General features: G+C 70.9%; 21 protein-coding genes. 6 read left to right on the top strand and 15 right to left on the bottom strand.

The features are described 5' to 3' along the window. Positions 1–106: 106 nt before the first annotated feature. Together rph and ACZ37P_RS16230 are read right to left on the bottom strand one after the other, a co-directional pair. Positions 107–838 (bottom strand): ribonuclease PH, encoded by a 732-nt coding sequence (gene rph / locus ACZ37P_RS16235; RefSeq protein WP_355343104.1) that lies wholly within the window; start codon positions 836–838, stop codon positions 107–109. 156 nt (positions 839–994) lie between these two features. Then, positions 995–1228: a PTS sugar transporter subunit IIB gene (locus ACZ37P_RS16230; RefSeq protein ID WP_188282159.1), complete on the bottom strand. Its 234-nt coding sequence runs from the start codon at positions 1226–1228 to the stop codon at positions 995–997. 216 nt (positions 1229–1444) lie between these two features. Here ACZ37P_RS16230 and ACZ37P_RS16225 point away from each other — a divergent pair, with 216 nt between their 5' ends. Next, positions 1445–2743 carry a PTS transporter subunit EIIC gene (locus tag ACZ37P_RS16225; RefSeq protein WP_355343101.1) on the top strand — a complete coding sequence of 433 codons (1299 nt, stop codon included), beginning with the start codon at positions 1445–1447 and terminating at the stop codon, positions 2741–2743. 211 nt (positions 2744–2954) lie between these two features. After that, a complete protein-coding gene (locus ACZ37P_RS16220) occupies positions 2955–4214 on the top strand; it encodes a PTS transporter subunit EIIC (protein WP_355343098.1) in 1260 nt (419 codons plus the stop codon). A gap of 79 nt (positions 4215–4293) precedes the next feature. Here ACZ37P_RS16220 and ACZ37P_RS16215 read toward each other — a convergent pair whose 3' ends face one another. From ACZ37P_RS16215 to clpS, 8 genes are all read right to left on the bottom strand, one after another. Next, positions 4294–5046 (bottom strand): MBL fold metallo-hydrolase, encoded by a 753-nt coding sequence (locus ACZ37P_RS16215; RefSeq protein WP_467346913.1) that lies wholly within the window; start codon positions 5044–5046, stop codon positions 4294–4296. A 246-nt stretch (positions 5047–5292) separates the two neighbouring features. Then, positions 5293–6243 (bottom strand): PLP-dependent cysteine synthase family protein, encoded by a 951-nt coding sequence (locus ACZ37P_RS16210; protein ID WP_355343092.1) that lies wholly within the window; start codon positions 6241–6243, stop codon positions 5293–5295. Continuing rightward, the gene (locus tag ACZ37P_RS16205; RefSeq protein WP_188282154.1) at positions 6243–6521 is read right to left on the bottom strand and encodes a MoaD/ThiS family protein; all 279 of its coding nucleotides are present in this window, start codon (positions 6519–6521) and stop codon (positions 6243–6245) included. Before ACZ37P_RS16205 ends, ACZ37P_RS16210 begins: the two co-directional genes overlap by 1 nt. A 101-nt stretch (positions 6522–6622) precedes the next feature. Beyond that, complete coding sequence (locus ACZ37P_RS16200) at positions 6623–6727, bottom strand: putative leader peptide (RefSeq protein WP_317452711.1); 105 nt, start codon at positions 6725–6727, stop codon at positions 6623–6625. A gap of 59 nt (positions 6728–6786) precedes the next feature. Beyond that, the gene (locus ACZ37P_RS16195) at positions 6787–7197 is read right to left on the bottom strand and encodes a M67 family metallopeptidase (RefSeq protein ID WP_355343087.1); all 411 of its coding nucleotides are present in this window, start codon (positions 7195–7197) and stop codon (positions 6787–6789) included. A 112-nt stretch (positions 7198–7309) separates the two neighbouring features. Then, complete coding sequence (locus ACZ37P_RS16190; RefSeq protein ID WP_467346911.1) at positions 7310–8797, bottom strand: amino acid permease; 1488 nt, start codon at positions 8795–8797, stop codon at positions 7310–7312. A 103-nt stretch (positions 8798–8900) separates the two neighbouring features. Further along, positions 8901–9458, bottom strand: a complete 558-nt coding sequence (locus tag ACZ37P_RS16185) for a DUF2017 domain-containing protein (protein ID WP_391047204.1) — start codon at positions 9456–9458, stop codon at positions 8901–8903. Further along, entirely contained in the window at positions 9458–9769 is a 312-nt protein-coding gene (gene clpS / locus ACZ37P_RS16180) for an ATP-dependent Clp protease adapter ClpS (protein WP_188282151.1), read from the bottom strand. Before clpS ends, ACZ37P_RS16185 begins: the two co-directional genes overlap by 1 nt. Positions 9770–9922: 153 nt before the next feature. Between clpS and ACZ37P_RS16175 the strand changes: the two genes are divergently transcribed. Both ACZ37P_RS16175 and ACZ37P_RS16170 read left to right on the top strand, forming a co-directional pair. Further along, a complete protein-coding gene (locus ACZ37P_RS16175) occupies positions 9923–11251 on the top strand; it encodes a nicotinate phosphoribosyltransferase (RefSeq protein ID WP_391047120.1) in 1329 nt (442 codons plus the stop codon). Positions 11252–11414: 163 nt separating this feature from the next. Next, positions 11415–12005, top strand: a complete 591-nt coding sequence (locus ACZ37P_RS16170) for an isochorismatase family protein (protein WP_355343078.1) — start codon at positions 11415–11417, stop codon at positions 12003–12005. 17 nt (positions 12006–12022) lie between these two features. On the opposite strand, the gene ACZ37P_RS16165 is transcribed toward ACZ37P_RS16170, so the two are convergent. After that, on the bottom strand, positions 12023–12346 hold the full coding sequence (locus tag ACZ37P_RS16165) for a hypothetical protein (RefSeq protein WP_355343075.1): 324 nt from the start codon (positions 12344–12346) through the stop codon (positions 12023–12025). A 159-nt stretch (positions 12347–12505) separates the two neighbouring features. After that, positions 12506–14914: an immune inhibitor A domain-containing protein gene (locus ACZ37P_RS16160; RefSeq protein ID WP_467346908.1), complete on the bottom strand. Its 2409-nt coding sequence runs from the start codon at positions 14912–14914 to the stop codon at positions 12506–12508. A 316-nt stretch (positions 14915–15230) separates the two neighbouring features. Between ACZ37P_RS16160 and ACZ37P_RS16155 the strand changes: the two genes are divergently transcribed. After that, complete coding sequence (locus ACZ37P_RS16155; protein ID WP_467346906.1) at positions 15231–15593, top strand: hypothetical protein; 363 nt, start codon at positions 15231–15233, stop codon at positions 15591–15593. Positions 15594–15737: 144 nt separating this feature from the next. Here ACZ37P_RS16155 and ACZ37P_RS16150 read toward each other — a convergent pair whose 3' ends face one another. The 3 genes from ACZ37P_RS16150 to ACZ37P_RS16140 form a co-directional block, all read right to left on the bottom strand. After that, a complete protein-coding gene (locus ACZ37P_RS16150; protein ID WP_355343066.1) occupies positions 15738–16211 on the bottom strand; it encodes an RDD family protein in 474 nt (157 codons plus the stop codon). A 74-nt stretch (positions 16212–16285) separates the two neighbouring features. Next, the gene (locus ACZ37P_RS16145) at positions 16286–17047 is read right to left on the bottom strand and encodes an RDD family protein (protein WP_467346903.1); all 762 of its coding nucleotides are present in this window, start codon (positions 17045–17047) and stop codon (positions 16286–16288) included. 114 nt (positions 17048–17161) lie between these two features. Then, positions 17162–18349: an RDD family protein gene (locus tag ACZ37P_RS16140; protein WP_467346901.1), complete on the bottom strand. Its 1188-nt coding sequence runs from the start codon at positions 18347–18349 to the stop codon at positions 17162–17164. 319 nt (positions 18350–18668) lie between these two features. On the opposite strand from ACZ37P_RS16140, the gene ACZ37P_RS16135 reads away from it, so the two are divergent. Further along, the gene (locus ACZ37P_RS16135; RefSeq protein ID WP_355343286.1) at positions 18669–19148 is read left to right on the top strand and encodes an SsgA family sporulation/cell division regulator; all 480 of its coding nucleotides are present in this window, start codon (positions 18669–18671) and stop codon (positions 19146–19148) included. Positions 19149–19162: the final 14 nt, after the last annotated feature.

Here is a 19162-nt window from a genome sequence, read left to right as displayed (position 1 = left end):
ACGACGGTTCACGCGCCCCCTCCCCCGTGGCCGCGCCTCCCGGCGGGTGCGGCGCGCGGAGCTGTCAACACGCGGCAGCCGCCGGGAGGGTGGCGTCGAGCGGGGTTCAGGCGGTGGCCGCCAGGGCGGCTTGCTGGGCGGCGGTGAGGTCGGCGCAGCCGTTGACGGCGAGGGCGAGGAGGGCGTCGAGTTCGGCGCGGTCGAAGGGCTGGCCTTCGGCGGTGCCCTGGACCTCGACGAAGCGGCCGTCGCCGGTGCAGACGACGTTCATGTCGGTTTCGGCCTTGACGTCTTCTTCGTAGGCGAGGTCGAGGAGGGGGACGCCGTCGACGATGCCTACGCTGACGGCGGCGACGGTGCCGGTGAGGGGCTGGGCCTTGGCGCGGATGAGGCGGTTGGTCTGCATCCAGGTGACGGCGTCGGCGAGGGCGACGTAGGCGCCGGTGATGGCGGCGGTGCGGGTGCCGCCGTCGGCCTGGAGGACGTCGCAGTCGAGGACGACGGTGTTCTCGCCGAGGGCTTTGTAGTCGATGACGGCGCGCAGGGAGCGGCCGATCAGGCGGGAGATCTCGTGGGTGCGGCCGCCGATCTTGCCGCGGACGGATTCGCGGTCGCCGCGGGTGTTGGTGGCGCGCGGGAGCATGGAGTATTCGGCGGTGACCCAGCCCTCGCCGCTGCCTTTGCGCCAGCGGGGTACCCCTTGGGTGGCGCTGGCGGTGCAGAGCACACGGGTGTCGCCGAAGGAGACGAGGACGGAGCCCTCGGCGTGCTTGCTCCACGCGCGCTCGATGGTGACGGGGCGGAGCTGGTCAGGGGTGCGGCCGTCGAATCGTGACATGCGCGTGAGCCTATCCGGGTGAGGCCGCCGCGCAGGACCGGGTGGGTCCGGGACCGCGGGGCCCGCCGGGGGCGCGGCCCGCGGCCGTCGGCGGGAACGGGGAGGACCGCGCCACGGGAGTGACGCGGTCCTCGGACGTTCAGCGCGGGCGCCGCGTCACATCATGTCTTCGATGTCCGCCGCGATCGGGTCCGCGTCGGTGCCGATGACGACCTGGATGGCGGTGCCCATTTTGACGACGCCGTGGGCGCCCGCGGCCTTGAGGGCGGCCTCGTCGACGAGGGAGGGGTCCCGTACCTCGGTGCGCAGCCGGGTGATGCAGCCCTCGACCTCTTCGATGTTGTCGAGTCCGCCGAGACCGGCGACGATCTTCTCAGCCTTGCTGGCCATCTCTTGTCTCCTGTTTCCCTGACCCACCGTGAGTCCGATATGTCACGGTAACGCACGGTTGGCCCAACTTCACGGGCGGTTGACCCCCGGGTGGACCACCATGGCGCTCAGCGGCGCCCCCCTGCCGGACGGGCGCCGCCTGCGTACAAGTGGTCTAAACCAATGTACGGCCACTGTACGCGAACGCCCGCAGGCAGCAGTCAGGGAGGACACCGAATGAGTTCGGCCACCGCGTCCGCGGCGCCCCGCAAACCCTGGTTGAGCGTGCTGTTCCAAGGGCTCCAGAAGATGGGCCGCAGCCTCCAGCTGCCGATCGCCGTCCTGCCCGCCGCGGGCATCTTGAACCGGCTGGGCCAGCCGGACGTCTTCGGCGCCGACGGCCTCGGCTGGGACCGGGTGGCCAAGGTCTTCGTCGGCGCGGGCGGCGCGCTGCTGGACGGCTCGATCGGTCTGCCGCTGCTGTTCTGCGTGGGTGTGGCCATCGGCATGGCCAAGAAGTCCGACGGCTCGACCGCGCTCGCCGCGGTGGCCGGTTTCCTGGTCTACAACGGCGTGCTGCACCAGTTCCCCAAGGACTGCGGGCCCGGCACCGTACTGTCGGCGGGCGCGTGCATCGCCAAGGACGGTACGGCGGCGGCGGCCACGTACCAGAACCCCGGTGTCTTCGGCGGCATCGTGCTCGGGCTGCTGACCGCGTACTTCTGGCAGCGCTTCCACCGCACCAAGCTGGTCGACTGGCTCGGCTTCTTCAACGGCCGCCGCCTGGTGCCGATCATGATGGCCGGAGTCGCGATCGTCTTCGCGGTGATCTGCACCTGGGTCTGGCCGCCGATCGGCGACGCGCTGACCAGCTTCAGCAAGTGGCTGGTGGACCTCGGCGCGATCGGCTCGGGCATCTTCGGTGTCGCCAACCGCGCGCTGCTCACGGTGGGTCTGCACCAGTTCCTGAACACCTTCGTGTGGTTCCAGTTCGGCGACTTCACCAAGCCGGACGGCACGGTCGTGCACGGCGACATCCCGCGCTTCCTGGCGGGCGACCCGACGGCCGGGCAGTTCCAGACCGGCTTCTTCCCGATCATGATGTTCGCGCTGCCCGCCGCCGCGCTGGCCATCGCGCACACCGCCAAGCCGCACCGCCGCAAGGAGATCAGCGGCATGATGCTCTCGGTCGGCCTGACGTCATTCGTCACCGGGATCACCGAGCCGATCGAGTACTCCTTCCTGTTCATCGCACCGCTGCTGTACGCCTTCCACGCGGTGCTGACCGGCGTCTCGATGGCGGTCTGCTGGGGGCTGGGCGCCAAGGACGGCTTCAGCTTCTCGGCCGGTCTGATCGACTACTGCCTGAACTGGAACCTGGCCACCAAACCCTGGCTGCTGCTGATCGTCGGCGCGTGTTTCGCCGTGGTCTACTACGCGCTCTTCCGCTTCGTGATCGTGAAGTTCAACCTGGCCACGCCGGGCCGGGAGCCGGACGAGATCGAGGCCGAGCTGGAGCAGGGCAACGTAAAGTAACGATTCAGCGTCGTAAAAGCCCCCAAGTCCCCGGACTTGGGGGCTTTTGTCATGTCACCCAGCGTGTGACTCATGGCACACACAACGATCCGGAATCATGGATTCCTTTACGCCTCCCTCACGTGTTAAAACTGGTCTACACCACTGAGTGGTATAGACCACGGCGGCGGGCCGTCCCCTTCCATGCGCCCGCCTCACCAGGAGGAATCTGATGAGTACGGCCACCGGCACGGCGGCTCCCGCGAAGAAGCGGGGCTCCGGCCTGTTCCAGGGTCTGCAGAAGGTGGGACGGAGCCTCCAGCTCCCGATCGCCGTCCTGCCGGCCGCGGGCATCCTGCTCCGGCTCGGCCAGCCCGACGTCTTCGGCGCCGACGGTCTGGGCTGGGGCAAGGTCGCGACCGTCTTCGCCGAGGCCGGCGGCGCGGTCTTCGACAACCTGCCGCTGCTGTTCTGCATAGGCGTCGCCATCGGCTTCGCGAAGAAGTCCGACGGCTCCACCGCGCTGGCCGCCCTGGTCGGCTTCCTGGTCTACAGCCGGGTCCTCCAGGCGTTCCCGGTCACCGACGCGGTCGTCAACACCACCGCCAACAAGGGCGTCGACGTTGCGGCCACGTACAACAACCCCGGTGTCCTCGGCGGCATCCTGATGGGTCTGCTGGCCGCCGTGCTGTGGCAGCGCTTCCACCGCACCAAGCTGGTCGACTGGCTCGGCTTCTTCAACGGCCGCCGCCTCGTCCCGATCATCATGGCCTTCGTCGGCACCGGCATGGGTGTCTTCTTCGGCCTGGTCTGGAAGCCGATCGGCGAGGGCATCAGCAACTTCGGCGAGTGGATGACCGGCCTCGGCGCGGTCGGCGCCGGCCTGTTCGGCCTGATCAACCGCGGTCTGATCCCGGTCGGCATGCACCAGTTCGTGAACTCCGTCGCCTGGTTCCAGATCGGCGACTTCAAGGACGCCTCCGGCACGATCGTGCACGGCGACCTGACCCGGTTCTTCGCCCACGACCCGACCGCGGGCCAGTTCATGGCGGGCTTCTTCCCGATCATGATGTTCGGCCTGCCCGCCGCCGCGCTGGCCATGGCGCACACCGCGCGCCCCGAGCGCCGCAAGGCCGTCATGGGCATGATGCTCTCGCTCGCCCTGACCTCGTTCGTGACCGGTGTCACCGAGCCGATCGAGTTCTCGTTCATGTTCATCGCGCCGCTGCTGTACGCGATCCACGCCGTGCTGACCGCCGCGTCGATGGCCATCACCTGGGCGCTGGGCGTGCACGCGGGCTTCACCTTCTCCGCGGGCTTCATCGACTACGCGCTGAACTGGAACCTCGCCACCAAGCCGTATCTGATCATCCCGATCGGCCTGGTCTTCGGAGCGATCTACTACTTCGTCTTCCGGTTCGCGATCGTCAAGTTCAACATCCCCACCCCGGGCCGCGAGCCCGAGGAGGAGATCGAGGACATCACCAAGTGACGTACGGGCGCTGACAGTTCAGCCACCCGCGGCGGGTCCGGGACCGGATACGGTTACGGGCCCGCCGTCCGCGTTCCGGTCAGAGTTCGTAGACCGCGCCGGAGACGGCGAGTTCGACCGGACCTTCGAAGGCGGACTTGGCGTCACGCAGGTTGACCGAGGTGTTGGTCCACGGCGGGATGTGGGTGAGGACCAGGCGTCCGGCGCGGGCGCGGGCGGCGGCCTCGCCGGCCTCGCGGCCGTTGAGGTGCAGCTCGGGGATGTCCTCCTTGCCGTGCGTGAAGGACGCCTCGCACAAGAAGAGGTCGGCGCCGTCCGCGAGCCCGTCCAGGGCGGCGCAGGGGCCGGTGTCGCCGGAGTACGCCAGCGTGCTGCCCTCGTACTCGATACGGAACCCGTACGCCTCGACCGGGTGGCTGACCAGGTCCGTGGTGATGCCGAACGGGCCCAGGCGGAAGGCGCCGGGCTCCAGGGTGCGGAAGTCGAAGACCTCGCTCATGCACTTCTCGTCCGGCACGTCGCCGTAGGCGATGCTCAGACGGCGCTCGGTACCCTCGGGGCCGTAGACCGGGATCGGGGCGGCGGGGCCGCCGTCGTGCCGGTAGTAGCGGGCCACGAAGTAGCCGCACATGTCGATGCAGTGGTCGGCGTGCAGATGGCTGAGCAGGACGGCGTCCAGGTCGTACAGGCCGCAGTGACGCTGCAGTTCGCCGAGGGCGCCGTTGCCCATGTCGATCAGCAGCCGGAAGCCGTCGGCCTCGACGAGGTAGCTCGAACAAGCCGATTCCGCGGACGGGAACGACCCCGAGCAGCCGACGACGGTGAGCTTCATTCCTGGAAACACCTCCGTGGGCGCGCCACAGATCACCCCATTCCGGCTGGAGTGGGGGGATTGGCGGGACGGTCCGCCATGTCTTGAGAGGGTAAGGCGCGGGGGGTCCTCACGCGCCTCTCCCGCACCTCGTTGTGGGCGGAATCACCAGTACGGGGGGCCGCGGGGCCGGTTGCCGAACACCAACGCGGGCCCCCGCGCACCGGGGGGTGTCCTGGAACGCCGGACGGGCCGGCCGACGAGCGGTCAGGCCCAGAGCTGGCCGTGCAGGGCCGCGACGGCGGCCTCGGTGGACTCGGCGGTGTAGATGCCGGTCGAGAGGTACTTCCAGCCGCCGTCGGCGACGATGAAGACGATGTCGGCGCGCTGGGCGGCGCGGTGCGCCTTGGCGGCCACGCCGAGGGCGGCGTGCAGCGCCGCGCCGGTGGAGACCCCGGCGAAGATGCCTTCCTGCGACAGGAGTTCGCGGGTGCGGCGGACCGCGTCCTCGGAGCCGACGGAGAAGCGGGTGGTGAGCACGGACTCGTCGTACAGCTCGGGCACGAAGCCCTCGTCGAGGTTGCGCAGGCCGTAGACGACGTCGTCGTAGCGCGGCTCGGCGGCGACGACGGAGACTCCCGGCACCTTCTCGCGCAGGAAGCGGCCGACGCCCATGAGGGTGCCGGTGGTGCCGAGACCGGCGACGAAGTGGGTGATGGTGGGGAGGTCGGCGAGGATCTCCGGGCCGGTGGTGGCGTAGTGCGCGGCCGGGTTGGCGGGGTTGCCGTACTGGTAGAGCATCACCCAGTCGGGGTGCTCGGCGGCCAGTTCCTTGGCGACCCGGACCGCGGTGTTGGAGCCGCCCGCGGCCGGTGAGGAGATGATCTCCGCGCCCCACATGGCGAGCAGCTCGCGCCGCTCGGAGGAGGTGTTCTCCGGCATGACGCAGACGATCCGGTAGCCCTTGAGGCGGGCGGCCATGGCCAGCGAGATGCCGGTGTTGCCTGAGGTGGGCTCCAGGATGGTGCAGCCGGGCGTGAGGCGGCCGTCCGCCTCCGCCTGCTCGATCATGTGCAGGGCCGGGCGGTCCTTGACCGAGCCGGTCGGATTGCGGTCCTCCAGCTTCGCCCAGACGCTCACCTCGTCGGACGGCGACAGGCGCGGCAGGCGGACCAGCGGGGTGTTGCCGACCGCCGCCAGCGAACTGTCGTAACGCATCAGCGCGCGCCGCCGGCCACTGCCGGGAGGATCGTCACGCTGTCGCCGTCGGCGACCTTGGTGGAGATGCCGTCGAGGAAGCGGACGTCCTCGTCGTTGAGGTAGACGTTCACGAAGCGGCGCAGCTCGCCGCCGTCCACGACGCGGTCGCGCAGGCCCGCGTGCCGGGTGTCGAGGTCCGCGAACAGCTCGTCCAGGGTGGTCCCGGCGCCTTCGACGGCCTTCTGGCCGTCGGTGTAGGTGCGGAGGATGGTCGGGATGCGGACCTCGATGGCCATGACTGCGCTCCAGTGAGTGCGTGCGTACGACGACAGGGGCGGGGCGGGGCTGCGGTGCTTCAGCGGTCGTGCGGGGTGCGTGCGGAAGCGGGCGCGGGTGGTCAGGCGCCCTGACACGCCGCGCTGGTGCGGCGGCACAGGTCGACGTGCAGCCGCGCCACGAGCAGCGTGCCCGGCGCCTTGTCACTCACGTCGAAGAGAACCATGGGGTCATCGTATCGATTCCCCCTGGTGGGCCGAGACGGCCGTCCCACGATCCGGACCGTCAGACGTAGGAGTCCACGACCTGTACGGGTTCTTCGGTGACGACACCGTCCACGATGCGAAACGAGCGGAACTGGAACTCCTCCGCGAGCGAGACCAGCACGTAGTGCGCGCCGGGTTCCTGGGCGAGCGAGATGTCGGTACGGGAGGGGTACGCCTCGGTCGCGGTGTGCGAGTGGTAGATCACCACCTGCTCCTCGCCGCGCTGCCGCATCTCCTTGTCGAGCCGGAGCTGCTCCATCGAGTCGAACTCGTAGAAGGTGGGTGAGCGGGCCGCGTTCAGCATGGGCACGAACCGCTCGGGGCGGTCGCTGTCCTCGGGGCCCGCGACGACCCCGCACGCCTCGTCGGGGGCGTCGGCCTCGGCGTGCGCGACGATCCGGTCGTACAGGTCCTGGGTGATGGTGAGCATGCGGGAAAAATAACAGGGGCCGCGCGGTCACGGGCCGGTGGTCGGGGCCCGGCGCTCACGGGCCGGCGGTCGGGGCCCGGCGCCTACGGCCCGGTGGTCGCGGTCGCGGCGCCTACGGCCCGGTGGTCGCGGTCGCGGCGGCGGGGGTGGGGGCGGGCGCCAGGTGGGCCCTGCGGGCGAAGGCGGCCGGATTGCGCCGCTTGAGCAGCGCGTAGCCGCCGGCCAGGAGGGCGAGCCACAGCGGGACGCCGTACAGCGAGATCCGGGCGTCGGCGTCGGCGCCGATCAGCACCAGCACCAGGACGAGGAAGGCGAGCGCGAGCCAGCTGGCGACGGCGCCGCCGGGCGCGGTGAACCAGGCCGCCGCCGCGCGCCCGTCCTTGACCGCGGCGCGGTAGCGGATGTGCGAGGCGAGGATCACCCCCCAGGTCCAGACGGCGGCGACGGTCGCGAAGGCGGTGATGTACGTGAACGCGCCTGCAGGGTCGACGTAGTTGAGCCACACGCCGGTGCCCATCAGGGCGACGGAGACCAGGGTGCCGGTGGCCGGGGTGCGGCGGGCGGTGAGGCGGGTGAAGACCCGCGGGCCCTGGCCGTTGACGGCGAGGTCGCGGAGCATGCGCCCGGTGGAGTACATCCCGGAGTTGCAGGACGACAGGGCGGCGGTGAGCACCACGAAGTTGACGATGCCCGCGCCGAAGGGGATGCCGATCCGGGCGAAGGCGGCCACGAACGGGCTGACGCCGGGCCGGAATTCGGTCCAGGGGACGACGCAGAGGATGACGGCGAGCGCGCCGACGTAGAACAGGCCGATGCGCCAGGGAAGGGTGTTGATGGCCTTGGGCAGCGTCTCGCGGGGGTTCTCGGCCTCGCCCGCGGTGACGCCGACGAGTTCGACGGCCAGATAGGCGAACATGACGATCTGGAGGGTGAGCAGCGAGGAGCCGACGCCGTTGGGGAAGACGCCGCCGTCGCGCCACAGGTGGCCGACCGAGGCGGTGTCACCGGCCGCGGACACCCCGAGGGTGAGGACGCCGACGCCGATGAGGATCATGCCCGCGATGGCGGTGACCTTCACCATCGACAGCCAGAACTCGACCTCGCCGAAGAGCCGCACGGAGATCAGGTTGGCCGCGAAGAGCAGGACGAGGAAGCCGAGGGCGGCGGTCCACTGCGGAATCCAGGGCCACCAGTACGCGAGGTAGGTGGCGGCGGCGGTGACCTCGGCCATGCCGGTGACCACCCACATCAGCCAGTACGTCCAGCCGGTGACGAAGCCCGCGAAGGGGCCGAGGAATTCGCGGGCGTAGTCGGCGAAGGAGCCGGACACCGGGCGGTAGGTGAGGAGTTCGCCGAGCGCGCGCATGATGACGAAGATGGCGACGCCCGCGACGGCGTACATCAGGACCAGGCCGGGGCCCGCCTGGTGGATGGCGCGGCCCGCGCCGAGGAACAGGCCGGTGCCGATCGCGCCGCCGATGGCGATCATCTGGATCTGGCGGCTGCCGAGGCCGCGCGCGTACCCCTCGTCCCCCGCCGGGGCCTCGCCCGCCCCGTCCCGCCCGTCCGTTCCACCCGTCACGTCCGACACGTCCTTCATGCCGGATTCGTACCACGTGCGGTACGGCGCCGCCCGTCGGCGGCCGACGGTCCGTCAGGTCGGGTGCGGGCCGGATGAGGGGCGGACACGGGCCGGGCGCGGCTCAGGTGAGGGCTTCGAGCAGGGTCTCCTGGAGCAGGCCGAACCACTGGAAGGCGAGCATCAGCGGCTTGCGCGGGTCCTCGTCCGGCAGGTGGTACAGCTCGCTGCGCTCGTCCTCGCTGACCTCCAGCCGGGCACCGATGGACAGCCGCAGGTCGTTGAGCGTGCCGAGCCACTGGCGGGCCTCGTCGGCGCTGAGCCGGATCAGCGGGCCGCCCGCGTCCAGCGCGCGCAGCACGGCGAGGGCGTCCTCGCGCTTGCGGGCACGCAGGTCGTTCTCGGTGAAGCGGCGGAATTCGGCGGCGTCGGCGGTCTCCTCGTACGCGCTCGGGAAGAGCCGGGCCAGCGCCGGGTCCTCCGGGGGCTTGGTGGGGCCGTCGGCGAAGAGCGCGGCCAGCGGGTCGTCGTCGGCCTCCGCGGGCTGGCTGCCCGGACCGACGAGTTCGAGCAACTGCGCCGTGAGGCTGCGGAGGATGGAGATCTCCACCGTGTCCAGCTCGATCGCGGCGCCGCCGCCGCGGACCCGCTCGAAGTAGCCCGCACGGGCGCGGCGGCCCATCAGCGGTCCTGCGTCAAGGTGGCCCACAGGCCGTATCCGTGCATCGCCTGCACGTCGCGTTCCATCTCCTCGCGGGTGCCGCTCGACACCACGGCGCGGCCCTTGTAATGGACGTCTTCCATCAGCTTCTTGGCCTTGCCCTTCGAGTACCCGAAGTAGGTCTGGAAGACATACGTCACGTAGCTCATGAGGTTGACGGGGTCGTTGTGGACGAGGGTCACCCACGGCACGTCCGGCGCGGGAACCTCGAAAGGCGCTTCGCTCGCTTCGGGACGCTCGACTTCTACTGGCGCGACACTCACAGGTTCCATGCTGCCGCTCCTGTGGTGCCTCGCACAAATGGGCGTGCGCGGCACCGCCGAATGGGGGGTTTTGCGCCCGCGCGGAATCCGCGGGTGTGCGGCGCCGCACACTTGCCCCGAGAAATCGTCACTCTGACGAGTATTGGGGGTAGCATCCTCGCCATGAGCACAGCAGACCTGGGACTGCCGGTGGACGTGCCGTCCACCGCCCTGTTCACCGACCGGTACGAGCTGACGATGCTGCGGGCCGCCCTGCGCAGCGGCGCCGCGCAGCGCCGCTCGGTCTTCGAGGCGTTCACCCGCAGGCTGCCCGAGGGGCGCCGCTACGGAGTGGTCGCCGGCACCGGCCGGGTCCTCGACGCGGTGGAGAACTTCCGCTTCGACGAACCCGTGCTGGAATTCCTGGAGCGCGAGGGCGTGGTGGACTCCGCGACCCTCGACTGGCTGGCGGGCTACCGCTTCACCGGCGACATCTGGGGATACCCGGAGGGCGAGGTGTACTTCCCCGGCTCGCCGATCCTGCGCGTCGAGGGCACCTTCGCCGAGGCCGTGCTGCTGGAGACGGTCATCCTGTCGATCCTCAACCACGACTCGGCGATCGCCGCGGCGGCCTCCCGGATGGCGGTGGCCGCGGGCGGCCGTCCGCTGATGGAGATGGGCGCCAGGCGCGCCCATGAGCTGGCCGCGGTGGCCGCCTCGCGGGCCGCGTACATCGGCGGCTTCGGCTCCTCCTCCAACCTCGCCGCCGGTTTCCGGTACGGCATCCCGACCATCGGCACCAGCGCGCACGCCTTCACGCTGCTGCACGACACCGAGCGCGACGCGTTCACCGCCCAGGTGGACGCGCTCGGCCGCGGCACGACGCTGCTGGTGGACACGTACGACCTCACCAGCGCCGTGCGCACCGCCGTGGAGATCGCCGGGCCCGAGCTGGGAGCGGTCCGGATCGACTCCGGCGACCTGCTGCTGCTCGCCTACCGGGTGCGCCAGCAGCTCGACGACCTCGGCGCCAAGGACACGAAGATCATCGTGACCTCCGATCTGGACGAGTACGCCATCGCCTCGATGGCCGCCGCGCCCGTGGACGCCTACGGGGTCGGCACCTCCCTGGTCACCGGCAGCGGGCACCCCACCTGCTCGATGGTCTACAAGCTCGTGGCCCGCGCCACCTCCGACGACCCCGACGAGCCGCTGGTCTCCGTCGCCAAGAAGTCCCTCGGCGGCAAGACGAGCGTCGGCGGCCGCAAGTGGGCCGCCCGGCGGCTCGACGAGGACGGCGTCGCCGCCGCCGAGGTGGTCGGCACCGGGGCCGTGCCGCCCGAGCTCGCCGACCGCCAGCTCCTCGTCCCCCTCGTCCGCCACGGCGAGGTCATCGGCCGCGAGCCCCTCGACTCCGCCCGCGCCCGCCACATCACCGCTCGCGCGGGCCTTCCCCTCTCCGCGACCCAGCTCTCCCGCGGCGAGCCCGTCCTCCCCACCGAACTGATGTGACCCCCGCGGGGGCGCCCCCTCAGGGGCGCGAGGAACCGCGCGAGCGGCCCGTCGACGGCTGAGCGCGCGGTTCCCCGCGCAGCGGGGAGGGCAACGTCTTACGTTGGGGGGAGCGCACCCCTAGGCTCGGGACCGTTTCCACACTTTCCGCCGGAAGGGCAAAATGCACCGCGCATTGATCGTCGTCGACGTGCAGAACGACTTCTGCGAGGGCGGCAGCCTCGCGGTGACCGGCGGGGCCGACGTGGCCGCGGCGATCACGGACCTGATCGGGGAGTCGGCGGGCAGCTACCGGCACGTCGTCGCCACCAGGGACCACCACATCGACCCGGGCTCGCACTTCTCGGACCGGCCGGACTTCGTGACGTCGTGGCCGGTGCACTGCGTCGCGGGCACGGAGGGCGCGGGGTTCCACCCGAACTTCGCGCCCGCGGTCGCCTCCGGCGCGGTGGACGCGGTCTTCGACAAGGGGGCGTACGCGGCGGCGTACAGCGGCTTCGAGGGCCTGGACGAGAACGGCGCGGCGCTGACCGGCTGGCTGCGCGAGCGCGGCGTCACGGAGGTGGACGTGGTGGGCATCGCCACCGACCACTGCGTGCGGGCGACCGCGCTGGACTCCGTACGCGACGGCTTCACGACCCGTGTGCTGCTCTCGCTGACCGCGGGCGTGGCGCCCACGACGACCGACCGGGCGCTGGTGGAGCTGCGCGAGGCGGGCGTGGAGCTGACCGGCGCCCCGGTGGTCGCCGGCTAGGGCGGAGTACGGTTCAGCTAGCGCGGAGTACGGTTCAGCGCCGAGATCGGGTGCCACAGCTCGGTGCTGGCGCCGACGTCCCCCTTGCCGCGGTATTCGCGCCAGACCAGGCCGTCCGGGTGGTGCAGGACCGCGGTGACCTCGTCGGGCGTGGGCGGCTCGGCGTTGCCGGTGAGCCGGGCGCCGCGGAAGCCGAGGTTGCTGAGCCGGGTGAGGGCGCGCTGCCGGTTCTGGGCGTGCACCACGACCCGTACTGTGCGTTCGGGGCACGCCGGATGCGGCAGGCCGAGTGCGACGACGACCGTGCCGCCCGGGAGCTTGGTGAATCCACCGACCGCCATGGTCACATCATCAGCCGTTCGGCCGCCGCCCACCAGAGGACGACGGCCGAACGCGGGATGAACCCGGATGAAACAGCAGGTCACAGCGGATGCGACCCGATCAGGACGATCTTCGTGCGGTGACCGTCCCGGTGATTAGCCCGGCGATCGGCGCGGTGATCAGCGGTGCGCCGGCCCGACCTGGAGGGTCATCGTGCTGCCGTCGAGCGCCTCACCGACGATGGTGATCCGGGTGTTGGTGTCCTGCACCTTCACCCCGCCGGTCGGGTTCGCGGCGTCCCAGTAGGAGCCGTAGTGGTCGTCGAAGACCGGGTTGCCGAGCTTCGCCTTGACCTTGGTGGCGACACCGTTGGTGTGCACGGTGAAGCCGTCGGTCGGGAACCAACTGAACGGCGAGTCGTACGCCTGGATGCGGTTGCGCATCACGCTGCCGTCCGACCACTTCTCCGCCTTGGCGTGGGCGTCGATCGGCAGGATCTGGCCCGCGCCGGGGTGGATGCCGACGTTGTTGTCGGACTGCGAGGTGTCCCACAGCCAGACCAGCAGACCGTTCTGGTAGGGGTAGTGCTCGACCCAGTCCGGCCGGGTGCTCGTCCAGCCGAAGTTGTACGGGCCGGTCTTCAGCGTCTTGTCGTACGAGACGTACTGCCGGTTCTCCGCGATGTAGTACTGCGGGTAGTCGTTGGTGAACGACGCCCCGATCCGGGAGAAGCCCTTGGCGGTCCAGCCGTTGTCGTCCGTCTCGGCGCCGTCGGTGAAGACGGTCGCGCCGTCCGCGGTGACCGAGATCGCGTCGGCCGCGAAGCCCTGCTGGGCCACGCCGCCGTCGGTCAGGTAGCGGAAGCGGAGCTGGATCTGCTTGCCCGCGTAGGCGTTCAGCGGGAAGGACAGGTCCTGGTACGCGCCGTTGGTGCCGGTCAGCGCCGGGGTGCCGCCGCCGTCGCGCGGGATGGACTTGCCGTTGGCGGTGCCGTCGAGCGCGGTCCAGGTGGCCCCGCCGTCGGCGGACGCCTCGGTGTAGAGGTAGTCGTACCCCTCCTCGATGTCCCACCAGCCCTTGAGGGCCAGCGACGCCGAGGACTTGCCGGTCAGGTCGACCGAGCGGGTCAGGGTGTTGGACAGGTTGTCGCCGCTGCCGCTCCACCACTGCTTGCTGCCCTCGGCGGGCGCGGTGATGGCGGTGGTGACCGCCTTGTCGGGCAGCGAGACGATCAGCGCCTGCTTGTCCTTGGTGTTGTACTCGGCGACGCCCAGCTTGGTCGTCGAGCGCGAAGCGGCCTTGGCCGTACCGTAGTTGAGCCAGCCGAGCTGGAGCTTGTCCCAGGCGCTCATGTCGTCCGGGAGGTCGCCGATCGAGTCCTTGCCGGTGCCCATCCAGGAGCCGGAGGACATCAGCGACCAGAAGCCGACGCTGGACTCGCCGACGTACGTGGTGTCGTACTCGTCGGGCAGGCCGAGGTCGTGGCCGTACTCGTGCGCGAAGACGCCGAGTCCGCCGTTCTCCGGCTGGAGGGTGTAATCACCGATCCAGACGCCGGTGTTGCCGATCTGGGTGCCGCCGGACTTGTTGTCGGCCGGGCCCGTGCGGCCCGCGTCGGTGCCGTAGGCGTACCAGCGGTGCGCCCACAGCGCGTCCGTGCCCTGGGCGCCGCCGCCCGCGGACTCGTCCTCGCCCGCGTGCACGATCTGGAAGTGGTCGATGTAGCCGTCGGGCTCGTTGAAGTTGCCGTCGCCGTCGTAGTCGTAGCGGTCCCACTGGTCGTACTGGGCCAGGTCCGCCTTGATCTGCGCGTCGGTGCGGCCCTGGGCCTTCTGGTCGGCGACGTACGCGGTGGTGGCGTCGCGGATCAGGTCCCAGGCGCTGGAGCAGGTGCTGGCGCCGCAGTAGTTGGAGCCGTAACGGGCCTCGTTCCAGGGCACCTTGACCCAGGAGGAGACCTCGCCCTCCACCGAGTAGCGGCCCGAGGACTGCTTCTCGTAGTACTTCGCCAGCGACTCCTTCTTCGCGTCGTGCGAGAAGTAGAGGTCGTTGAAGTGCTGCTGGTTGTAATCCGCCTGCCAGGCCGTGCTGTTGTCGTTCTTCGGGTCCGGCTTGGCGATGGTGTTGTGCGCGGGGCCCGGGTCGCCGCCGTACTTCACGACCGGCGGCTGCGGGCCGTCGGGGCCGTCCGGGTCGTACGTCGTGGTGTTGTCGACCTGGTCGCCGAACTCGACAAGAATCGTGAAGATCTTGTCGGTCTGCTCGCGGCCCAGCTCGACGTACTTGCTCTTCTTGCCCTTGCCGGAGCCGAGTTGGACGACCTTCGAGCCGCCGCGCTGCTGCACGGTCGCGTCGCCGTTCACGACCTGCTGAAGCGCGGCCGTGCGCTCGGCCGACTGCTTCTCGCTGAACGGGCCCGGCAGATCGTGGGCCTGGTTCTCCGCCGGATCGTGGCTGGCCACGGGTGCGGGCTGCCCCTTCTCGGCGGGAGCCGCGTACGCCCCCGCGGTGGTGACCGCGGTGACGCCCAACACGGCTATCGCGAGGGCCAGGGCGGCGGGTGTGGTGATCCTCCGCTGCGTTTTCAAGATTTTTGACCTCCCCTTGAGAAAGGCCATTGCATCGGAGTGAAGGGAGAAAAAACAGATCTTGACTTGAGCATGGCAGGCCAGTACGTTTACCGGTTTCCCGGCACCGCTCAGCGGACCCACAGGTCACACCAACCGGCCGCCACCGTCCGGGCGTTGACGGACACCGGCGTCCGCAGGATGAGACGCCTGACACGCTTGCGACCCCGTGCGCCCCCTCGTGCTCCGCACCGTGGGTTAGGTCACGCTTACCCCATGTTCGGGCCGGGCATGCCGAAGCGTAGAGCCAGCCCGCTACCGAGGACGGATTCCCCCAATGCCACGTCCTACGACCGCGCAACTCGCCTACGGTTCCCTGACCGTTGTCCTGTCCACCTTCGCGATGCTCCTGCTGTCGGACGCACGGTCCGGCGTGGGAGTCGCCGTCATTTGCGCGGCGGGACTGATCCTGGGCCTGCTCGTCGCGGTGACCGTCACCCTGCCCTTCGCCGCCCGGGTGCGGTCCGCCCAGGCCCGGCCCAGCGCCTCCACCGGTTCCACCGGTTCCACCGGTTCCACCGTTCCCGCCGCCGAGTCCGGCGCCCAACCGTCCCCCGCACAGCGCCCGCTCCCACGGGCCGCCGGCGGTCGCGGCGTACGCGAGTCGTCGCGGGTCGGCGAGGCGTCACTACGACGCTGAGGCCCGGCGCGGACCCGCGCGGAAGACCCGCACCGCATGTCACCGCTGAAGGCACTTCGGCACTTCGGCACTTCACGGCGCCACCGCTTCATCGCTCCAGCGCTCGTCCGCTGCACCGCTTCACCGCGTCACCGCGTCACCGCGTCAGACGGCGGCCACGACCACGGTCCTGGCCGCCTTGTCGTGCAGGCACTGCCGGAACGGCTTGTCCCAGGTGCACCACAGGGAGTTGAGCAGCCAGAAGAGCGGGCCGATCAGGATCGTGACGAGCACGCCGGGCAGCGCGTAGACCGCGGCCCGCGTCCAGCCGACGCCGCCGGGGACCGCGCCGTCCTCCAGGCGCGCCGCGCGTATCCGCAGCAGCATCTTGCCGAGGGTCTGCCCGCGGGCGGCCGTCATGGCGCCCTCGTAGAGGAAGTACGCGATGAAGGTCGCCGCCCCCGCGAGGATCTCCTTGCCGCGGCCCGCGTCACCTGGATTGGACAGATCACCGCCGAACACCGCCGCGCTGAGGAGCACGTCGAGGACGATCAGGATCGCGGTGTCGACGACCCGGGCCAGGAACCGCTGGCCGAGGGAGGCGAGCGGGGCCATCCCGGACGGCTGGTCTGCACTCATGACGCTCAGTCAATCAGCCATCCGGGTGGTGGTACAGGGCGTGTGCGGCGCCCTTCCGCCCGGCCGCCGGTCCGTCAGGCGGTCTGGACGACCACCGTCTTGGCGGCCTTGTCATGGAGCCCCTGCTTGTACGGCTTGTCGAACAGCACCGTGATGCCGAGGATCACGAACCAGACGCAGCTGCAGCAGAAGGCGGGCAGCCACAGCACGAGGGCGCGCAGCCCCGCCGCCGCGGAGGTGGGCACGCTGCCGTTCTCCAGCATCGCCACGCGCAGCTTCATCAGCTTCTTGCCCACCGTCTGGCCGGTGGACCGGGTCATGAACCACTCGTAGAGGAAGCCGAGCACCGCGAAGAAGGCGCTGCCGACCGCCGACTTGCCGCTGCTGAAGTTGTCGGTGCCGCCCGCCGCCCAGTCCAGCAGACCGGCCGGGATCAGCACGATGATCACGTCGATGACGCGGGCCAGCACGCGCTTGCCGCCGTCCGCCAGCGGCGGCATCCCGGCCAGCGGGTCCTGCGGGGCGCCGCCGTAGGGGTTGTTGGGGTCCCCGGGCCCGCCGGGACCGCCAGGACCGCCGCCGTACGGGTTTCCCGGACCGCCGGGACCGCCGCCGCCGTACGGATTCGCCGGGCCGCCGGGACCGCCGCCGTAGGGGTTGTCGGAGCCGCCGGGGCCGCCCGGAGTGGCGGGACCGCCGCCGTACGGGTCGCCGCCGTACGGATTGCCCGGCGGCGGGGTGCCCTGGGCGCCGTTGTACGGGCCGCCGGCCTGGTCGCCTGGCGGCTTGGCGAAGGGGTCCTGGGGGGAACCGGGCGCTGGCTGATCGGTACTCATGTCCCGAGTCAAACCCGGACACCGGCCGCCCGCCCGCTGCGGACTCCGTTCGGAGTACGGCGCCGCCCCGGACGTACGGCATCGGCGCGGACGTACGCCCCCACGGACGTGACCTCAGTCGGCCGCCACGAACGTCCGCGCGGCCTTGTCGTGCCAGCACTGGCGCCACGGGCGGTCGAAGAGGCACCAGGCGAGGCCGACGACGCCGACGACCAGGACGTCCAGCACGGTGTGGGTCAGCCAGCGGCGAAGGCTCGGGCCGAAGGCCGGCGGGATCTGCGCCTCGACGTCCAGCACCCGCAGGCCCACCAGCTTCTTGCCCAGCGTGCGCCCCCACTTGACGGTCGGCAGCACTTCGAGCAGCAGGCCCGCCAGGACCGCCACCAGCAGCACCACGGCCAGCTCCAGGCCCGTCGTGCCGTCGATCAGCCACACCTTCACGGTCTCGCCGCTCTGCTTCGCGTCGTCCACCTTCGTGTGGATGTGGTGGTACGCGGCCGTGCCCAGCGGTACGGCCGCGGCGGCGGTCACCGCGCAGAACAGCACGGTGTCGAGCACGCGCGCCGCGAACCGCCGCACCAGCGCACCCGGCCGCCCCTGCGCCGAGATCATGCTCAGGAACGGGTCACCGGCCGGGGGCCGCCACGGCGCCGGGCGCTCCTCGCCCGCGGGCCGCTCCTGCTCCCCCGCCGACTGCCGGGCCAGATGGTGCACCTGCTGCGCCCAGGGCGCGGCCTGCGGTTGAGGCTGCGGCTGGGCCTGCGGCTGCGGCTGCGGCTGGGGGGCGGCCTGCGGCTGCGGCTGGGCGTGCGGTTGAGGCTGGGCGTGGACCTGCGGCTGGTGGGGCGGTGTCCGCGGCTGGGGCCGCTCGGCGGCGGGCGGGGGCTGCTGCGCGGGCACGCCCGGCGCGGCGGCCGTGCCCGCGGCGCCCCAGGAGATCCGCGGCGGCTCGGCGCCGGGCTCCTGCCCGGCGGGCCGGGGCCAGGAAGGAGCGGGTTCCGGGGCGGACGCCGGGGCCGCAGCGGGCGCCGGCGTACCGAAGTCGGAGTGCGGCGCCCCCGGGTCCTCGTCGAGGAACATTGGCCCGGACTCGTCCATCGCCGGGGCGGGCGGAGGGGAAGAAGAAGGGGACGGGGACGGAACCGGCGCCTCACCCGCGGCGGGCGCGGGCCGGCTCGTACCCGGCACCCAGGTGGAGCCGTTCCAGTAGCGGATGTAGTTCGGGACCGAGGGGTCAGGGTAGTAGCCCGGGGCCGGGGACGCGGAAGAGGAACCGGAGGAGCCAGAAGTGGGTGCGCTCATGGTTCACGGAATCCGTATCTGCTCGGTCTGGGGGGTTTGTGACGTCCACATCTACCAGACGCGCGGGCCCGGCGTGACCGCCGTTCCCCGCACCGCCCGGCTTCGGAGGGCGTACTTGTCTTTACCCGTACGCGCCCCCTCGTGCCCGTGCTTCAGGAAATTTGAACCGAATCCCGCGAACCCGCGTAATGGTTGGAGTGGTACGCGCTCTCTCCTGGTGCAGGCCCCGGCGCAGCACCCGCTGCGCGTCACCGAAGACACCGCGGAACACGCGGAACGCGAAATGGGGCTGCCGCGCCGAGGAAAGGATGTCGAGTCGATGCACACCGTGGTGGAACGCGAACTGGAAATGCAGCTAGTGCTGTCGCCGGAGCGGAGCATCCCCGTACCCGCCAGGCTGGCCTATCGCACGGATGATCCCTTTGCCGTGCACATCACTTTCCACGTGGGCTCCGACGCCCCCGTGAACTGGACATTCGCCCGCGAGCTGATCGTGGAGGGCGTGTTCAGGCCGTGCGGTCACGGTGACGTGCGGATCTGGCCGACGAAGGTCAACGGCCGCAGCGTGATCTGTCTGGCCCTCAGCTCCCCCGACGGCAACGCGCTGCTGGAGGCGCCCTCGTCGCCGGTCGCGGCCTGGCTGGAGCGGACGCTGCGGGTGGTGCCGCCGGGCACCGAGCACGAGCAGCTCGGCATGGACGACGGTCTCAGCCGGTTGCTCGCCCCGACCACGCGGGACGAGCTGTGGCTGAGCGATCCGTGGTCGGGGAAGGACGAGACGCCGGACGCGGGGGCGTGAGGGCCGGGCACGCC

Source organism: Streptomyces sp. NPDC024632, assembly GCF_055559175.1.
This window is presented reverse-complemented; position numbering and strand designations above follow the sequence as displayed.